Source organism: Enterococcus sp. LJL120 (assembly GCF_054871765.1).
The window spans coordinates 117,674-134,681 of the sequence record NZ_JBTXLV010000010.1; the positions used below are offsets into that span (position 1 = coordinate 117,674).

The 17,008-nt window shown below is 39.9% G+C and carries 16 protein-coding genes; 9 read left to right on the plus strand and 7 right to left on the minus strand.

Features of this window, described 5'->3' with window-relative positions; translation table 11 throughout:
• Positions 1-82 precede the first annotated feature (82 nt).
• The 6 genes from ACYSNU_RS16010 to ACYSNU_RS16035 all read left to right on the plus strand — a co-directional run bounded on the left by ACYSNU_RS16010 (position 83) and on the right by ACYSNU_RS16035 (position 6,347).
• On the plus strand, positions 83-952 hold the full coding sequence (locus ACYSNU_RS16010) for a MurR/RpiR family transcriptional regulator (RefSeq protein ID WP_461738172.1): 870 nt from the start codon (positions 83-85) through the stop codon (positions 950-952).
• 283 nt (positions 953-1,235) lie between these two features.
• Positions 1,236-2,213 (plus strand): Gfo/Idh/MocA family protein, encoded by a 978-nt coding sequence (locus ACYSNU_RS16015; protein WP_461738173.1) that lies wholly within the window; start codon positions 1,236-1,238, stop codon positions 2,211-2,213.
• Between the two features lie 381 nt (positions 2,214-2,594).
• The gene (locus ACYSNU_RS16020; protein ID WP_461738174.1) at positions 2,595-3,611 is read left to right on the plus strand and encodes an oxidoreductase; all 1,017 of its coding nucleotides are present in this window, start codon (positions 2,595-2,597) and stop codon (positions 3,609-3,611) included.
• A gap of 171 nt (positions 3,612-3,782) precedes the next feature.
• Positions 3,783-5,117: a PTS sugar transporter subunit IIC gene (locus tag ACYSNU_RS16025; RefSeq protein WP_461738175.1), complete on the plus strand. Its 1,335-nt coding sequence runs from the start codon at positions 3,783-3,785 to the stop codon at positions 5,115-5,117.
• Positions 5,098-5,562: a heme-binding protein gene (locus ACYSNU_RS16030; RefSeq protein ID WP_461738176.1), complete on the plus strand. Its 465-nt coding sequence runs from the start codon at positions 5,098-5,100 to the stop codon at positions 5,560-5,562. Before ACYSNU_RS16025 ends, ACYSNU_RS16030 begins: the two co-directional genes overlap by 20 nt.
• The gene (locus tag ACYSNU_RS16035) at positions 5,559-6,347 is read left to right on the plus strand and encodes a Cof-type HAD-IIB family hydrolase (RefSeq protein ID WP_461738177.1); all 789 of its coding nucleotides are present in this window, start codon (positions 5,559-5,561) and stop codon (positions 6,345-6,347) included. The genes ACYSNU_RS16030 and ACYSNU_RS16035 overlap by 4 nt, the downstream gene beginning before the upstream one ends.
• Before the next feature lie 377 nt (positions 6,348-6,724).
• On the opposite strand, the gene ACYSNU_RS16040 is transcribed toward ACYSNU_RS16035, so the two are convergent.
• Positions 6,725-8,008 carry a PTS sugar transporter subunit IIC gene (locus ACYSNU_RS16040; protein ID WP_461738178.1) on the minus strand — a complete coding sequence of 428 codons (1,284 nt, stop codon included), beginning with the start codon at positions 8,006-8,008 and terminating at the stop codon, positions 6,725-6,727.
• A gap of 880 nt (positions 8,009-8,888) precedes the next feature.
• Here ACYSNU_RS16040 and ACYSNU_RS16045 point away from each other — a divergent pair.
• Positions 8,889-9,404, plus strand: a complete 516-nt coding sequence (locus ACYSNU_RS16045; protein WP_461738179.1) for a helix-turn-helix transcriptional regulator — start codon at positions 8,889-8,891, stop codon at positions 9,402-9,404.
• Positions 9,405-9,579: 175 nt separating this feature from the next.
• Here ACYSNU_RS16045 and ACYSNU_RS16050 read toward each other — a convergent pair whose 3' ends face one another.
• Entirely contained in the window at positions 9,580-10,008 is a 429-nt protein-coding gene (locus tag ACYSNU_RS16050) for a helix-turn-helix domain-containing protein (RefSeq protein ID WP_461738180.1), read from the minus strand.
• 215 nt (positions 10,009-10,223) lie between these two features.
• Here ACYSNU_RS16050 and ACYSNU_RS16055 point away from each other — a divergent pair, with 215 nt between their 5' ends.
• Positions 10,224-11,006 carry a Cof-type HAD-IIB family hydrolase gene (locus tag ACYSNU_RS16055; protein ID WP_461738181.1) on the plus strand — a complete coding sequence of 261 codons (783 nt, stop codon included), beginning with the start codon at positions 10,224-10,226 and terminating at the stop codon, positions 11,004-11,006.
• A 32-nt stretch (positions 11,007-11,038) separates the two neighbouring features.
• On the opposite strand, the gene ACYSNU_RS16060 is transcribed toward ACYSNU_RS16055, so the two are convergent.
• From ACYSNU_RS16060 to ACYSNU_RS16080, 5 genes are all read right to left on the minus strand, one after another.
• On the minus strand, positions 11,039-11,701 hold the full coding sequence (locus ACYSNU_RS16060; protein WP_322597308.1) for an ABC transporter permease: 663 nt from the start codon (positions 11,699-11,701) through the stop codon (positions 11,039-11,041).
• Position 11,702: 1 nt separating this feature from the next.
• Entirely contained in the window at positions 11,703-12,623 is a 921-nt protein-coding gene (locus tag ACYSNU_RS16065; protein WP_461738182.1) for an osmoprotectant ABC transporter substrate-binding protein, read from the minus strand.
• A complete protein-coding gene (locus ACYSNU_RS16070; RefSeq protein WP_461738183.1) occupies positions 12,620-13,261 on the minus strand; it encodes an ABC transporter permease in 642 nt (213 codons plus the stop codon). The genes ACYSNU_RS16065 and ACYSNU_RS16070 overlap by 4 nt, the downstream gene beginning before the upstream one ends.
• A gap of 3 nt (positions 13,262-13,264) precedes the next feature.
• Complete coding sequence (locus ACYSNU_RS16075; RefSeq protein ID WP_461738184.1) at positions 13,265-14,545, minus strand: betaine/proline/choline family ABC transporter ATP-binding protein; 1,281 nt, start codon at positions 14,543-14,545, stop codon at positions 13,265-13,267.
• Between the two features lie 195 nt (positions 14,546-14,740).
• On the minus strand, positions 14,741-15,628 hold the full coding sequence (locus ACYSNU_RS16080) for a VOC family protein (protein WP_461738185.1): 888 nt from the start codon (positions 15,626-15,628) through the stop codon (positions 14,741-14,743).
• A 139-nt stretch (positions 15,629-15,767) separates the two neighbouring features.
• On the opposite strand from ACYSNU_RS16080, the gene queA reads away from it, so the two are divergent.
• A complete protein-coding gene (queA, locus tag ACYSNU_RS16085; protein WP_461738186.1) occupies positions 15,768-16,799 on the plus strand; it encodes a tRNA preQ1(34) S-adenosylmethionine ribosyltransferase-isomerase QueA in 1,032 nt (343 codons plus the stop codon).
• Positions 16,800-17,008: the final 209 nt, after the last annotated feature.

Here is a 17,008-nt window from a genome sequence, read left to right on the forward strand (position 1 = left end):
AAAACAAGTTGGCCCTAACTGGCAAAGCTCAGCTATTGCCTTTACAGACAACTTCTGCTAAAAAGAAGGGGAGGTGATTTTTGTGAATGTGCTAGAGCAGCTGACAGCAAAAAAAGATTTTACTGATACGGAGAAGCGTTTGGCGGAGTATATTTTGGCTCATCAAGATGAAATGGCTGAGATGAATATTTCGGATTTGGCGAAAAAGGCTTACTCTTCCCATTCGGCGGTGGTGCGTTTGGCCAAGAAATTAGGCTTTGCCGGCTATCGTGAATTTAAAATTGCATTGGCGAAGGCTTTCCAAGAGAGCCGTCATATCACGAGTCAGGTGGACCCGAATTTTCCATTTCGACCTTCAGATAATGCGGCTAAAATTGCCAAACAGGTGGCGGATTTATGCATCGAATCGATTCGCAAAACCTTCAGTGGCTTGGATAATCAAGTTTTAGATGAGGTGGCGCAGCTTTTGCTGAGTTCACAGCGGGTATTTCTCTTCGGTACCGGTGATTCTCAGATTCGCGCCCGCAGTTTTCAAAATAAATTCAATAAAATCAATCGCTATCTAATTGTGGCGGATGAATACGGCGAGTCTGAATGGAGTGCCATGAATGTGACGCAGGCGGACTTGACGATTTTTATCAGCTATAGCGGCGAGTCCCGCAGTTATCGCAAATTTATCCAATATCTGAATCGCAAGAAAATTAAAACAGTCTTGTTGACCAGCAATCGGGAATCGACGTTGGCCCAATTTAGCCAATTGTGTATTGAGGTGCCGGCTGGCGAGTTGGAAAATGTCAAAGTGGGGACCTTTGCTTCACAAATTTCCTTTGAATATGTACTGGATACCTTGTTTTCCGTCGTGTATTCCAAAGATTACACGACCCACTTAGTTGATTTAAAAAATAAAGAACGGGTTCTAGACGAGAATTTTTTTGAAGATCAGTTGGATTAACAAACGATTTTTTTATTGGAAACTTTTTATCATCTGGCAGATGATTTCAGATTAAGACAGTTTTAAATAGTAGATAATGCAAGGCTATGACAATTTTTGTCATAGTCTTATTTGTTTGCTTTAAAAAAAAGAGTTTTCCTTGAACATGATGTTTACTCTCTGGTAGGCTTCTAACAGCCTTTTTTGAAAATAGTTGAACATTTTGACCAGTTTTGCGGGATTTGCTTTTTTCACTGGAAGAATCTCTTATAGTTGGCTTAACAACTAGAAAAGAGGAACGCAAATGAAATTAGCTATTACGGGTGCCGGTATGATTGTCAAAGATTTTCTGACCATTACCAAGGATTTACCGGAGGTTGAACTACAGGCCATTGTCGGTGTCGACGCCGATTTGGAAAATATGCAGGCGCTGCAGGAACAATACGACATCAAAGAAGTGTATACCGATTATGAAACTTGTTTAAAAGAAGCGGATATTGACACAGTGTATGTGGCGGTGCCGAATCATCTCCATTACGCTTTTGCTAAAAAAGCGTTGGAACACGGTAAACATGTCGTCTGCGAAAAACCATTTACTTTAAAGCTAGCTGAATTAATTGAGTTGAAAAATTTGGCGCAAGCCGCTGATTTAATTTTAGTTGAAGCGATTACCAATCAATACTTAGCCAATTATCGGGGCATTAAAGAAGCGACTGCAACTTTAGGAGACTTGAAGTTAATCGAATGCAACTACTCCCAATATTCTTCCCGCTATGATGCCTTTAAAGCCGGTACAATTTTGCCCGCCTTTAATCCGAAAATGGGCGGTGGCGCCTTGATGGACATCAATATTTACAATATTCATTTTGTCGTTGGTTTATTAGGTCGGCCAAGTGCTGTCAACTATTTTGCGAATTTGGAAAAAGACATCGATACTTCTGGCATGCTGGTTCTGGATTATCAACAGACAAAAGTTGTTTGTATAGGGGCTAAGGATTCCACTGCCAAAATTCGTTCAACGATTCAAGGAACGAAAGGCTCGCTGATTGTCAATGGCCCGACAAATGTGGTGGACAGCTATGCAGTTGAGATGAACGGCACTGAAGCTGAGGAAATGGACCAAAAAGTTTATCCCCATCGCATGTACGAAGAATTCAAAACCTTTGCCAAAATGATTGCCGACAAGGATTTGGCGCAAGCCGCCACGATGATGAACCACAGTGAAATCGTGATGGAAGTAGTCGAAGCTGCCTTGGCGGATGCCGGAATTACTTTAGGATAATGAACTAAAGCAGCTGCTTCAATCCGAGTCTTTTTCTTCAAGGAATTAGCCAGTTTCATATTGTGGAGCTGGCTAACCAGAACTAAAAGCAATCCATCCTTGATAGTTAAAGAGCCATTGGACTTTTTGAAAACGCTTTGAACATGATGTTTAAAAAAGAACTCGTTGAACTAGCCAATCTTGAAAATTTTTGAACATTGTTACCAATTATACAAACAGCTGATATTTATCAAAAAATATCTTATATACTGAAGCCAGTTAAGAGTTGCTGGAAATCCAGTGACCTAAATTTAACAACATTACTTCAACTATTTAGCAAACGTCAACAGACAATTGCTTACAGGAATCAAAAAAAATTAATTAAGAAAGCAGGAAAAAAATATGTTAACAATTGCATACATCGGCAACGGAAAAAGTACCAATCGCTATCATTTGCCATTTTCTTTGAAGAAAGAAAATATCAAAGTCAAAACCATCTATTCACCAAAGGATAACTTAGCTTGGGAAAAAATTGCGGGGATTCATTACACGACGGATATTACAGAAGTTTTAACCGACCCAGACATTCAATTGGTAGTCATTTGTACGCCAAGTAATCAGCATTATCCATTAGCGAAGAAAGTTTTAGAAGCTGGCAAAAATGTCTTAGTTGAAAAACCCTTCAGTGAAACATCAGCGGAGGCCAAAGAATTATTTGCATTAGCGAAAGAAAAAGGTTTATTTGTTCAATGTTATCAAAATCGTCGGTTTGATTCTGACTTTTTAACCGTTCAAAAAGTCATTCAAAGTGGCAAGCTGGGGGATATTTTAGAAGTCGAAATGCATTACGACTACTATCGTCCAGAAATTCCTGAAAGCATCCATGAATTTTCGCGAATTAACAGTTATTTATACGGCCACGGTTGCCACACATTAGACCAAGTGATTTCATTTTTCGGTGATCCTGATGATGTTCACTATGATGTCCGCCAATTATTAGGACCAAATCGGATGAATGATTATTTTGATTTGGATTTATATTACGGCACCATGAAGGTTTCAGTGAAATCCAGTTATTTCCGCCTGAAGGAACGCCCAAGCTTTGTTGTTTATGGTAAAAAAGGAGTCTTTGTCAAAGAAACCAAAGACCGTCAAGAGGAAGACTTGAAGAAATTTTATATGCCGACCAATGCAGATTTTGGAATCGATTTGCCGCAGCATTATGGCACTTTGACTTATATGGATGAAAATGGCAATTACCATGAAGAAAAAGTTGTCTCTGAAGTTGGTGATTACAGCCGCGTTTATCAAGGCGTATATGAAACATTGATTAACGGCGCAGATAAAATTGTCAAAGACGAAGAAACGATTCGTCAAATTGAAATTCTTGAAGAAGGCATTAATCAAATGCGCAGCTAAGTCAATTTAGCTGACGGCTTTTGCCTAGCGGAGTCTTGTGATACGGATAAACTGCTGATAGCAGCAAAGAAGTTTTAATCGTTTCATGCAGACTCCGACGGGGAAGGCTAGTCATAATTATTGGAATTATCTGCAAAGATTTATTCGATAGAGTCACAGGAGGGAAAATAAATGAACAAACTAATGTCAGTTTTTGAGGAGAAAATGACGCCGATTGCGATTAAGCTAGATGCCAATCGCTACTTATCGGCTGTCAAAAATGCGTTTATGGCAGCGATGCCATTGTTGATTGTCGGCTCGTTTTTCGTGTTGTTCGCCAATTTACCAATCCAACCTTACACAGATTTTATGGTAAATACCTTTGGCGATACCTGGCAAAATATTTTCAATATGCCCAATGATATTTCCATGAGTATGATGACAGTCTATGTGGTTATCGGGGTAGCCAATGACTTGTCTCGTCGTTACAACTTGGACCGCATGGGGGGCATTTTCGCCGGCCTAGCCGCCTTTTTCGTAGTGACGCCGATGTATGGTTTCGCAGATGACAGCTTAGGTGTGGGAATTCCCTTATCAAACTTAGGGGCATCTGGTTTGTTTGTTGGTATCTTAGTCGCAATTTTCGCCGTTGAACTTATGCACTTTGCCGATAAAAAAGGCTGGAAAATTAAAATGCCAGATTCTGTTCCCGCCAATGTTGCCAATTCCTTTTCAACTTTAGTTCCGATCTTATTAATTATTGTTGTCTTTAATTTCGTTAGAATTGGTTTTGAAGCAACAGCTTATGGCAATGTGCAAAATTTCATTTTTGATAATTTGCAAACACCATTAACCTCTCTAGGAAATACTTTGCCAGCAACGATTTTAGTATTGTTAATTGAGGGTGTGCTCTGGTCCTTCGGGATTCACGGGGCGAATGTAGTTGGTTCCGTAATGCAACCGATTTGGCTTTCTTTAACAGCTGAAAATCTTACAGCAGTCCAAGCAGGCGTTGACGTTCCCAACATCATCAACTACCAATTTTACCAAAACTTTATTAAAATCGGTGGTTCCGGTGCGACCTTTGGCTTAGTGATTCTGTTATTCTTCTTTTCCCGTTCTAAACAGTTTAAAGCAATTGGGAAGCTGTCAATCATTCCAGAAATCTTTACAATCAACGAAACAATTATTTTCGGGATTCCGATTGTCTTGAACCCGATTATTCCTTTTATCATCACACCAATTGTGATGGCAATTGTCGCATACTTTGCCATGAGTAGTGGGCTCGTACCTTATACCAATGGCGTCAATATCCCTTGGACGACACCGCCGATTCTTGCTGGATTTCTCACCTGTGGCTGGCGCGGAGCCTTGTTAAATATCGTGCAGATTGGGATTTCACTGCTGATTTATCTGCCATTCTTTAAAACTGCAGATAATTTAGCTTATACAAATGAACAAGCTCGGGAAAAAGAAGAACAATTAGCTAAAGAACAGGAAGCTGCCAATGTTATTACAGAAGGATAATGTCGAGTTAGAAAAATTATTGCAATTAGAACAGGACTTGCAATTTGAAACTTTTGACAGTGAGATTGCTTTTAAAATCGCTGAAGAAATTAAAAATTCTGTTAGCGCTCAGAATTTATCGAGCGTTGGCATTCAAATTTACTTTGAAGATAAGGTTGTGCTGCATTATTTGATGGTCGGCCGCAAAGAGAGTCCGTGGCTGGCCCGCAAAACTAAAACAGTGATGGACAGTGGCCACAGTTCCCTATATACTTTCTATATGAAAGCGGTCAATCCAACTTTTGTGGAATGGGAAAAAACGGATGAGTATGCAATTTGCGGCGGTGGTTTTCCAATTTTTCAAAACAATCAGCTAAAAGGTGCCATCTGTGTTTCTGGTTTAGATCATTTGGCTGATCACGAGTTGATTATTGCTGCTTTAACAAAACTATTGCAGAAAGGGTGAGCCTTATCAGCACACCAAATGTTGCCATTGCGTTTTTCGATATCGATGGTACACTCATCAACCCCCGTCAAATGACGATGAACATCACTGACGGTATTCCTGATTCAACCCGCTTAGCCATTCAAAAACTGAAAGAAAAAGGAATTATTTCGGTGATTGCCACCGGCCGCTGGTCTGGCGTAGTCAAAGCCTTAGCAGATTCTTTGGGCATTGAAACTGTGATTACTTCTAATGGTCAAGAAATTATTCATGAAGGCCAAGCGATTTACCAAAGATTTATTGAACCAGACATCATGGCGAAAATTGTTCCAGAAATTGAAGCCCGCAACCTAGCTGTTTTCTATGATACACAAAAAGGAATCTTTGTCCCGCAGCTAGTGCAGCCACTGATGGATCGTGGAATTTCAGTCAATCAGTTAGCGGTCGGAGAGATTCCCCAAAATGTCTTTCAAATTTTAGTAACAGCCGAAGATAAAAGTGTTGTGACCGGCTGGCTAAAGGATTTGAAGGTCGTTAAAACTGCACCAAACTCTCTAGATATTTTTCCAGAAGGTGTTTCAAAAGCAGCCGGCATCAAAGTTTTATTAGAGAAACTTGGACTGACTGCTGACCAAGCTGTTGCCTTTGGCGACGAGGAAAATGATTTAGAAATGTTTGATGCTGTCGGCACCCCTGTAGCGATGGGCAATGCCATTCAGCCCTTGAAGGACAAAGCAGCCTTTGTCACCAAAGCTGTTTGGGATGATGGTATCTATTATGCTTGTCAGGAGCTGGGGTTGATTTAAGCAAACAAAATTTACAAAAAAAACGTCAATTAGTCGCAACACTAATTGGCGGATTTTTTTGTAAACTATACTGGATTGCTAGGAATTAGAAGTGTTGCTATTGGATAAGTTTTTTAATTTAGACAAATAAAAACTTCAAGCCTGTTTGTATCCAGTAAATAGACGAACTGAAGGCAAGGAATATCGCTTCAAAATAGTAAGAAGCCAACGTCCTACTCAAAAAAGTCCAATGCATTTACTAGTGCTGACAGGAAAAGCTTCGAAGATTTTTCACCTGTTTTGACTTACGCCACACTTCATTGTTCTTTAAAAATAAGTTTTAGTTAAGGCGATAGTTGCCAAGTTGGAAACTTAGAAAAATTGGCAACGCAAGTAACCTAAGCGGCTTTTTCTATTTGGTAAGCTTGCTTATCTGCGATTCTAAAGAACGGATAGTACCAAGCGATTGAAATGAAAATTTCCACAATTTGCCAAACAGCACCTCGCCATCCACTAATAAATAACCCAGATAAAATTGGCGGCATCGTCCAAGGAATATTTACACCATTTGCAGCGGGAACTAAGCCAATGTAAGTGACAAAATAGCTTAAACTAGCAAAAATAATTGGCGATAGAATGAAAGGAATCATCAAAATAGGGTTTAATACAATTGGGGTCCCAAAAATTAATGGTTCATTTATATTGAAAAGAGACGGGCCAATGGCAAGTTTTCCTAAAGTTTTAAATTGAGAAGACTTAGCAAAAACCAAAAATAAAATGACTAGACCGATGGTGGTTCCGCAGCCACCTAATTTTACATAATTGGCATCGAATTGAGCATTGACGATGTTAGGAATCACATCGCCAACTTTGTAGGCCTCAGAGTTTTCAACGGTTAAGGCAGTCCAAATAGGAGTCATAACCGAGCCTACGATATTGGGTCCGTGTAAACCAAAAGAGAAAAGTAAGGTAGCTAAAACTTGGACAATAATAGTTGCAGGAAGTGATGCACCCAGAGCGGTTAATGGTTTTTGTAATATTTCAAAAATAAAGGTTTGAGCGTCCCCGTAAGGCGTCATCTTGAAACCAAAAAAGATAAATAAATAAATTAGAAAAATGAAAACTGCAGGTATCAGGGCCTCAAATGAGCGGGAGACATTATCAGGAACAGTATCAGGCATTTTGATTTTCCAGCCTCTGCTTAAAACAAAGCGGGTAATTTCGACAGATAAAATAGCTGTCAGCATGCCCAAGAACAATCCGGCTGCGCCAAAGTTGCTGATTGGCAGGCCGACTGCTTCGTCTGCGCCAGTAATTGTTGGGGTTAATAGGAAATAAGATAATAGTGCTGGAATAATTGAGGAAATTGTATCTAATTTATAAAAGTTACCAAGACTTTTTGAGATTCCGATAACTACATAGATAGACATGATATTGACTGACATGTCATAGGCTCTATTACAAAATAGCACCCAGTTGTCTCCAAAAATACCATTCATAAAATCGATGAAGCCTTGGTATGGGAAATTTGGGAAAATTAAAAAAATTGAACCGACGATAATGATGGACATTGATGCAAAAAAACCATCACGAATTGCTGCTAGATAGCGGTTTGAATTGAGCTTAGTCGCTACCGGCATCAGCTTATTACCAAACCTATCTAAAAAACTTTCTTTCTCCATTGGAATTCCTTCTTTCGTTTTTATTATGGGGCTCTAAGTACACTTGATAAGTGAAAATAATGATATGAATAATAAGTCTCTGCGCAAATATTTATTATTCACCAAACTTATTCGTTACATAGTTAGAGTCCACTTTAAGTATTGCTTAGTAATTATAAATCTTTTTATCATCTAGCACTATATAAATTTTAATCAGTTCTAAATAAATAACGGACGTATAAAAAAATATATTTGAATAATATTTTTACTATGGAATTGATTCAGGGAGAAATTTAATCAAGCTTTTATTGTGTAAGATGCTATTTTCATTCGACAATTGCGCGTGTAAAAATTGAACACGGACTTAGAAAAAAAGTAGTGAGCTGAGTTAATTATTAGTAAGATAAAAAAACACAAAAAATTTTTCTGATTGTTCAAAAAATAAGCAAATCTATCTAAAATTTATGGAAATGGTATATGTATTTCAGTGATTTTTTAGAATGATTTTAAATCAGATAATTACTGTTTTATGACTGTTTAATTTAAGGTAAGGCGATTTTACCCCTGATAATCGGTTCGGATTAATGGGCTTTTTTTATTTACGGCAATTAAAAAGTGAAATGGTATATGGCATTTAATCGAGTGGTGGAAATGAAATTGGGAGGGAATATTTTGTGAGGAGGTGATTTTTAAGGTTTGACATGAGTATCTCGTTTGCTAAATGAGCTAGCTGCTAATCAAAGATAATAAATTTTACAAAAAGATTTAGCTGCATATTAAACCTTCGATAATCATTGATTTAACAACAAAGTGCAATCAATTGCTATCGACTTTTTTACAAAAGTGCAATATATTGGATTGTGGAATCAGATTTTTTAACGTAAGTTGTGGAGGAAGAGTAGTGGATATCAAAAATTTGTTAAAAGAAAAACGAGCAGAGGCAAAGTTAACTCAAGAGCAGTTGGCGGAAAAAATTTTTGTCTCGAAAAAAACAATATCCAATTGGGAGACTGGCAAGACGACACCGGATATTGACAGCTTGGTTCTTTTGGCAAAATTATTCGACTTTTCACTAGACACTCTATTATTGGAAGGATCTGATCTTGTGGAAAATATTAAAAAAATAGAGGCTGCTAAGGTTGCCCGCAAATATTTTTGGCTGAGCTGGGGGACGAATATCATTTTTCTATTAATAATTAGCACCCAGAAATTCTTTGGTGAATTGTCTGCTCCGGCATTTTCTTTAGTAACTATCGGCATCATGTTGAATTTTTTGACACTCATGTATTTTGCTAAACGAGTAGCGGCAACCAATGACAATCGTACGCTCTTTCAGTTATTGAAATCAGAAAACAAGCCATTGCTTGTGGCGGTGATTGTGCTACTAATTTTTCTATTTGGTTTAATTGTTCTATAGACAAGTGATTGCTGGATTAAAATAAAATCACAGGCAAAACTAAAACTAAAGCACCAAAAATACCGACAGGATTCCTGTACCGCCCCCCAAGAATTAGACCAAAAATCTAATTATTTGGGGGCACTACATGCTCCGTCGGTTTTTTGGTGTGCTGATATTTAACACGACAATATTTTTATTTCACCTGATGGACTTTTTCTTTATATTTATCATACTCCATAAATATAATGACAACGTTCCCCAGAATAACGAGGGCCAGCAACGCATAGACGTACCAAACATCATAATTGGTCAGGTACAATAGCACTGCAAGTAAGGCCATTAATGCATTGAGGGCGTAGCTAATTCGGTATTGTTTTGTGTAGGTTGCCTTTTCTTGTTTGACTTCTAATTTTTTAATCATGGTGGTATCTCCTTTTATTAATTCGTCTAAAGAGACCTGAAATAAATCGCTCAACATAACTAGACTGGTAATATCCGGCAAGCTTTTGGAATTTTCCCAGCTTGAGATGGTCTGTCTAGATACATGAACTTTTTCGGCTAAATCCTCCTGAGTTAAAGTGGATTGATTGCGATAATACTTAATGGATTCTCCGATATTCATGTCTGTCTCCTTGTCATTAATTTAGTCGATACGCTAGACTTATTCTATCAAAGAGACTTTACAAATGCTATTATAACGGCAATGTAAAGGAACTTTAACATAGAAAATGCGAAGGTTTATTGCCGGCTCCCCGCAAAATAATTAGAAAAATATCTTCCAGAACAATTTTACGAATAATTCCAAACTTGCTATACTGGGGGGAAATTATAAAGGTTGTGGTTGACATCAAAAAGGTAAAAGCCATCATTTTTGATTATGATGGAACACTCAAAAATTACAACGAGCCAAGAATTACAAAAGAGATTGAAGAAACCCTTCGTGAAATTCGCCAACAGAACATCCGAGTATTTTTAGCTACTGGACGTCCTCATAATCATTGCGAGTATTTACTAAAGGAAAAGCTGATTGATTGTCTTATTAGTGCTAACGGGGCATTAGTCAAAACTGAAACGAAAACAATCTTTTGCGAAAAAATGCCTCCTCAGATACTTGTGGATTTTTTTGAATTTACTCGGCAAAAGCAGATTCCAGCAACTTTTTATGCTGAAGAATTATTTTCAAACGGCATTCAAAACGAAGATATCCAAACTGGTTTAAAAGAAGCCATGGCACTTGATGCAAATGACTTAGCTACCTTTAATCTGAAGCAAAAGGAGGCAATCTTCTTGATGTGTGCATTTATAAAATCCAATCATGATAGCCAACTTAAAGGAAACTTCCAGGAATTAGTTTTTTCTCGCTGGCACCCACAAATTGTCAGCGTCTTAACTAAATCTGTGACAAAAGTGACTGGCATTGAGCAGGCATTAAACTATTATGATATTTTACCGTCCGAATGTATTGCAGTTGGTGACGGTGGAAATGATATCGAGATGCTACGATATTGCGGATATGGGATTGCGGTAGGGGATAAGAATAGCCAATTAGTTTCGGTTGCAGATAAAGTTATTGCTAAGGTAGATAGAGGGATGTTTTCATTTATTAAAAACAGCGACTAGCCCCGCTAGTCGCTGCTAAAAAAATATTTTTCTTACCGGCCTCGTCCGCTCGCCGGATCTAAACGGCGTTCGACGATACCTAATACCCAGTCGGTAATAATAGCCATCAAGGCAGTTGGCAAGGCACCAGCTAAAATAATTGCTGCGCCGTCAGTGGCATTGGTTCCGCGAATAATAATATCCCCGAGACCACCAGCACCAACGAAGGCACCAATTGCGGTAATCCCAATGGCAACTACTAGGGCGTTTCGAATCCCCGCCATAATAACGGAAACCGCTAGTGGCAATTCCACCATGAAGAGGCGTTGCCAGTTGGTCATCCCCATGCCTTTTCCAACGTCTAAAATATTTTTATCGACTTGAATCATGCCAGTGTAAGTATTTTTGATAATTGGTAAAAGTGAATAGAGGAAGACCGTGAAAATTACCACATTAACCCCTAGCCCCATGCCAATCATTAAAATCGAAACCATCGCTAGAGAGGGAATCGTTTGAATAATATTAGCTAAGCGAATCACCCAATTGGCTAATTTCATTCGGCGGGAAATAAAAATGCCCAGCGGAATGGCCACGATTGCGGCAAAAATTACTCCATAAATGGAAATGAGAAAGTGACGCAGAAATTGTGAGAAGACATAGGCGCCATTCTCTTGGAAATAGTAGATGAATTGTTGTAATAAATTCATATCCTGCATATTACTGGTCCTCCTCAAAATAATTATTTTCCTGTAAAAATTGTTCAGCCACCATGCTAGGCTCCACCAAATTATTATCGGCTTCGAAATTTAATTCCTGCATTTTTTCAGTGGTGATGGTGCCGGCCAATTTTTCAATGGCCTCCCGCAGACCTGGAGTGTCTTCTAAAGTTTGATCAGCGACAATTGGAGCTGCGTCGTAGGCGGGGAAGAAATTCAAATCATCCTCTAGCGCTACTAAATCATAGCTGGCAATCCGACCGTCAGTTGAGTACCCCAACACAATATCCATTTTGCCATTTGAAACGGCATCATAAACTAAACCAATCTGCATCGGCAAAATATTTGAAAAAGAAAAACCATAGGCCTCTTGGAAGCCATCATAGCCGTCACCTTCTCTGGTAATCCAGGCGGTATCAACACCGGCTACTAGTTCGCCGGCGACATTTTGTAAGTCGCTGACTGTTTTCAAATTATATTCTTCAGCGGTTTCTTTGGTAACTAAGAAAACATAGGTGTTATCAAAGCCATAAGAATCAAAGTAAGTTTGCTGGAAACGTTCTTCAAATTCTTTTTTGACTGTTGCTAACGCAATCGCCGGATCACTTTCCGGCTCCAGACCTAAAGTTGTCGTCAAGTCAGTCCCGGTATAACGGGCGGCGGAAATTGAGGCGTCACCATTGAGCATCGCTTGATGGTTAATGGTGGTGGTGGCTAAATTATTAATAATCGTTGTATCTTTATCTGTGTAATGTTCGACCATACCTGCGACAATGCTGGCTAAAATCTGCGCTTCTGATGTGACCCCACCGGTAATCCCGATAGTCGTGTCATCAGAGCTGGCCAAGCCTGGGAAAGAACAGCCGCTGAGGAATAAAGTTGCCGCAGCTAAAGTGCCAGCTAACATTTTTTTAATTCTCATGCTTCTTCTCCTCCTCTTAAGGCAATTGGTGTTAATTTTTTCTCCAGCAAACCTAAAAGCCAATCTGCTAACAAAGCAAGAATGGTTACCGGAATAGTACCGGCAAAAATTAATGGTGGCTGATAATTATTCAGCCCGCTGAAAATTAAATCCCCGAGACCACCGGCACCGATGTAAGAAGCGAGGGTTGCCCAAGCGATAACATAGACTGCTGCCAGCCGAATCCCCGCCATAATGGTCGGAATGGCAATCGGAATTTCCACGCTGACAATTGATTGCAGCTGAGTCATGCCCATGCCACGAGCAACGTCACGATAGTTGGCGTCAACATTTTTCATACCGATATAAGTGTTTCGTAAAATCGGCAGCAATGAATAGATGAACAAGGCAATTACTGCGGGCAACACACCAACGCCAAGAAAAGGTACCATTAAAGCTAACAACGCTAAAGAGGGTACAGTTTGTAGAGCACTAGTGAAGCCGATAACAATGCTGGCGGCTTTCGGTGTTCTCGTCAGCAAAATGCCGACCGGCACCGCAATGATAATTCCTAAGCCTAAAGCCAACGCTGAAATATAAATATGTTCAATCGTTTTATTAATTATTTCTTGGCCGTATTCTTGAAAGAAGGCTTGCATAATTTATTCGCCCTCCTCTGAAGGTATCGTTTCTTTCGCTTCAGCTGTTGCTGGAATCGTAATAGCTTCTACAACTACTTCATCAGTGGAGGCCGCTGGAATTTCAATTCCGGCTTCGTCACCGGAGACTGACTCGATGGCTTCACTGATTGATTCCTCTTCACCCCAGATAACATCGTAGACGATATCCACTAGAGAAGCTCTGGTCAGCATACCCATAATGCGATTTTTTTCATCAACAACCGGCACATATTTCAGTCCCCGTTTTAAAATCCGCTGCAAAGTATTTCGTAAAAAAGAAGTGCTCTTCACATAGAAGACATCTTTATTTAAAATGTCGCCAACACTGGTAGCTCGGCCTCGGCGTCGTTGAATCGTTTGTACGTCAATAAAGCCTTTCAGAACATTTTCATCGTCGACTACTAACAGCGTATCAACCCGTTTTTCCCGCATCAGTTTGATAGCAGCCTGCAGGGATTTCTCTGGAGTGATGGTAATTGCTGTACTCAAGGCAACTTCTCCAACAGTTGTCGTATCTGGTTTGGCTTGCAATAGTCGATCTTCACCGATTAATTCTTCGACAAATTCATTGGCAGGATTTTGTAAAATATTTGAAGGCGTATCTACCTGGACAATTTTTCCGTAGCTCATAATCACAATCCGGCTGGCTAATTTCAGCGCTTCATCCATATCATGGGTTACAAAGACAATCGTTTTGCCTAAACGTTCCTGCAAATCCTTGACCAAATCCTGTAGCGACTCCCGCGTGATGGGGTCCAATGCGCCAAAGGGTTCATCCATTAAAATAATATCTTGATTGGCCGCCAAAGCCCGCACGACACCAATCCGTTGTTGCTGCCCGCCGGAGAGCTCATTTGGATAACGGTCGAGCATTTCTCTAGGCAGTTCGACTAAATCAATCATTTTTTCAGCCGTTGAATTACGTTCAGCAACCGGGACTTTCAACAGACGCTGCACCAAAGTAATATTTTCACGAATGGTCATATGGGGCATCAAGCCGATATTTTGAATCACATAGCCGATTTTGCGGCGCAGTTCCACCGCATTGATTTTAGTAATATCCTGACCGTCAATAGTAATGGTTCCTTTAGTTGGTGTTTCCATCCGATTGATCATCCGCATGGAAGTCGTTTTTCCGCTCCCACTGGTACCGATAAAACAAATAAACTCACCATCAGCAATTGATAAATTGAAATCTTCAACAGCCACTTTATTTCCTTTGTAAATTTTTGATACATGCTCAAATTCGATCAAAAAATCCACCTCATTTTCATTTTTTTTAAACGGTCTCATTTACTAGTATGATAAAAAATGGCGAAGATTTCAAATTATTTGCATTTTTTGTAAATATTTTTGAAAAAAAGGAACGTTTACAAAAAAACAAGAACCTTGTCATGCAACAAGGTTCTTAGTAGTATAGCTAGCTAAAAATAAGGATTTCAGCGAGTCTAAAATTATTTACATGTCTTTGTAAATGTGGGCTTCAATTTCTACCCGCTGCCCTTGTAAAAATGGAGGCAGGGCAAAACTTTCACCTAAGGTTTCCAACGGTTCATCAATGGTAAAGCCGGGCTGCATCGTAGCAAATTCCACGCGATTGCCACCGGGTTCACGAATATAAAGACTCTTGAAGTAGCCACGGGAAACAAGCTCTTCAATTTCCCAAGCTTGTTCTTGCGCTTTTTGATACAAAGCTTCTAAGGCGGCATCATCCTTCACCGCAAAAGCGACGTGGTCCATACTGCCGCGACCCATGTGGGCTTTTTTGTCAGAATCCGTTTGAATAATTTCAACAAAATCTGTTTGATTCAACTGAATTCGCCCGTTAACTGTTGACCAGCCCAAAAATTTTTCAAAGAAAGCACTGGTCTTAGCCGGCTCTTTGACGTGAAATTCAGTGGAGCGTAGACCGATAATTTGTTTATCAGCGGGAATATCATTTTTGACGACTTGACTGGCAGATAATGGGGCTGCTGCAACCTCTTCTAAATAGAGTTGAACATCGTCTCTATCTTTAAAGGCTAAGCTCGCTCCAGATTGTTCAAAAGGAATGTCTAAAGCAGTCAAGCGCTCTTGCCAAAAAGCCAAGCTGCCACTAGGAATTTTCAAACCAATCGTTCCTAAGAAATGGTCTTCATCGTGCCGCTGTGCTAAAAGCGGCACGACAAAAAAAGTCACGACAGTCCCAGGGGCCCCGCTATAATCTCCATAGTAGTAATGGAGCATTTTATGATTTTCTTGATTGACAGTATTTTTGACAAAGCGCAGACCTAAAACTTTGGTGTAAAAATCTAGATTTTCCTGTGCATGTCTAGTTAATAATGAAACGTGATGAAAAGTTGCCATGGAAATCCCTCCGCGTGTTTTCTTTCTTATTAATAGTAAGTATAGAAGCCTTTTAAATAGAAAGCAAATAATCTGTCGTTCGCCAAGGGTTTCAAAAAGTGATAAAATACCCAAGACGATAAAAGAAAGAGTGAAGGCTATGTTAACCACAGAAGATTTTGATTTTGATTTACCAGAGGAATTGATTGCCCAAACACCATTACAAGATCGCTCCAGCTCCCGCCTATTGGTTTTAGATAAAGAAACCGGCGAGATTGAAGACCGCCATTTTACCGACATCTTAGATGAATTAAATTCCGGCGATGCGTTAGTGATGAATGATACCCGTGTCTTGCCGGCGCGTCTTTACGGCGAAAAACCCGATACCGGTGGCCACTTGGAAATGCTGCTATTAAACAATATTGAAGGGGACACATGGGAGACACTGATTAAACCGGCTAAGCGGGCGAAAGTCGGCACGGAAATTCGTTTTGGTGATGGCCGCTTAAACGCCGTTGTCACCAAAGAGTTAGAACACGGCGGCCGCATTATTGAATTTCAGTACGAAGGAATTTTTCTCGAAAATTTAGAATCCCTCGGCGAAATGCCTTTGCCGCCATACATCAAAGAGCGTTTAGAAGACCCCGACCGTTATCAAACTGTTTATGCCAAAGAAAACGGCTCGGCTGCCGCACCAACGGCAGGTCTGCATTTTACGCCAGAATTATTGAAGCAGATTGCTGACAAAGGCGTCCACTTAGTTTATTTGACACTGCATGTCGGACTAGGCACTTTCCGCCCGGTTAGCGTGGATAATATTGCAGAGCATCATATGCACAGCGAATTTTATCGCTTGACTGAAGACGCCGCCGCAGAATTAAACCAAGTGCGTCAAGCTGGCGGAAAAATTATCGCCGTGGGCACGACCTCAATCCGGACATTGGAAACCATCGGCACTAAATTTGACGGCGACATTAAAGCCGACAGCGGCTGGACAGATATTTTTATTACGCCGGGCTATCAGTTTAAAGTTGTGCAGGCCTTCTCCACCAATTTCCATCTGCCAAAATCAACTTTAGTGATGCTAGTCAGCGCCTTTGCTGGCCGGGAAAAAACTTTAGCTGCCTACCAACATGCCATTGAGGAGCGCTACCGTTTCTTCAGTTTTGGCGATGCGATGTTTGTGAAGTAGCTGTTTGGTTTTAGCTGGAATTCATTAAAAGCATTTTAAGCTTTTGCTATCTAAGGAAGCTCATCAATTTATTTTGATGGGCTCAGACTGTAGACAAAGTCCAACTTCTGGATGAAGTCTACAGTCTTTTCTTTTATAATAGAATTATGAAAACGAATTTAAGGAGAGAAAGCCTATGATGTCCAAACATGATGCCAATGGTCGCAATC

Bases quoted from the DNA above. Each gene is read 5' to 3' on its own strand.
- ACYSNU_RS16015 (WP_461738173.1), top strand. From the start codon at position 1,236: ATGAAATTAGCTATTACGGGTGCCGGTATGATTGTCAAAGATTTTCTG.
- ACYSNU_RS16020 (WP_461738174.1), top strand. From the start codon at position 2,595: ATGTTAACAATTGCATACATCGGCAACGGAAAAAGTACCAATCGCTAT.
- ACYSNU_RS16025 (WP_461738175.1), top strand. From the start codon at position 3,783: ATGAACAAACTAATGTCAGTTTTTGAGGAGAAAATGACGCCGATTGCG.
- ACYSNU_RS16030 (WP_461738176.1), top strand. From the start codon at position 5,098: ATGTTATTACAGAAGGATAATGTCGAGTTAGAAAAATTATTGCAATTA.
- ACYSNU_RS16040 (WP_461738178.1), bottom strand. From the start codon at position 8,008: ATGGAGAAAGAAAGTTTTTTAGATAGGTTTGGTAATAAGCTGATGCCG.
- ACYSNU_RS16050 (WP_461738180.1), bottom strand. From the start codon at position 10,008: ATGAATATCGGAGAATCCATTAAGTATTATCGCAATCAATCCACTTTA.
- ACYSNU_RS16060 (WP_322597308.1), bottom strand. From the start codon at position 11,701: ATGCAGGATATGAATTTATTACAACAATTCATCTACTATTTCCAAGAG.
- ACYSNU_RS16065 (WP_461738182.1), bottom strand. From the start codon at position 12,623: ATGAGAATTAAAAAAATGTTAGCTGGCACTTTAGCTGCGGCAACTTTA.
- ACYSNU_RS16070 (WP_461738183.1), bottom strand. From the start codon at position 13,261: ATGCAAGCCTTCTTTCAAGAATACGGCCAAGAAATAATTAATAAAACG.
- ACYSNU_RS16080 (WP_461738185.1), bottom strand. From the start codon at position 15,628: ATGGCAACTTTTCATCACGTTTCATTATTAACTAGACATGCACAGGAA.
- queA (WP_461738186.1), top strand. From the start codon at position 15,768: ATGTTAACCACAGAAGATTTTGATTTTGATTTACCAGAGGAATTGATT.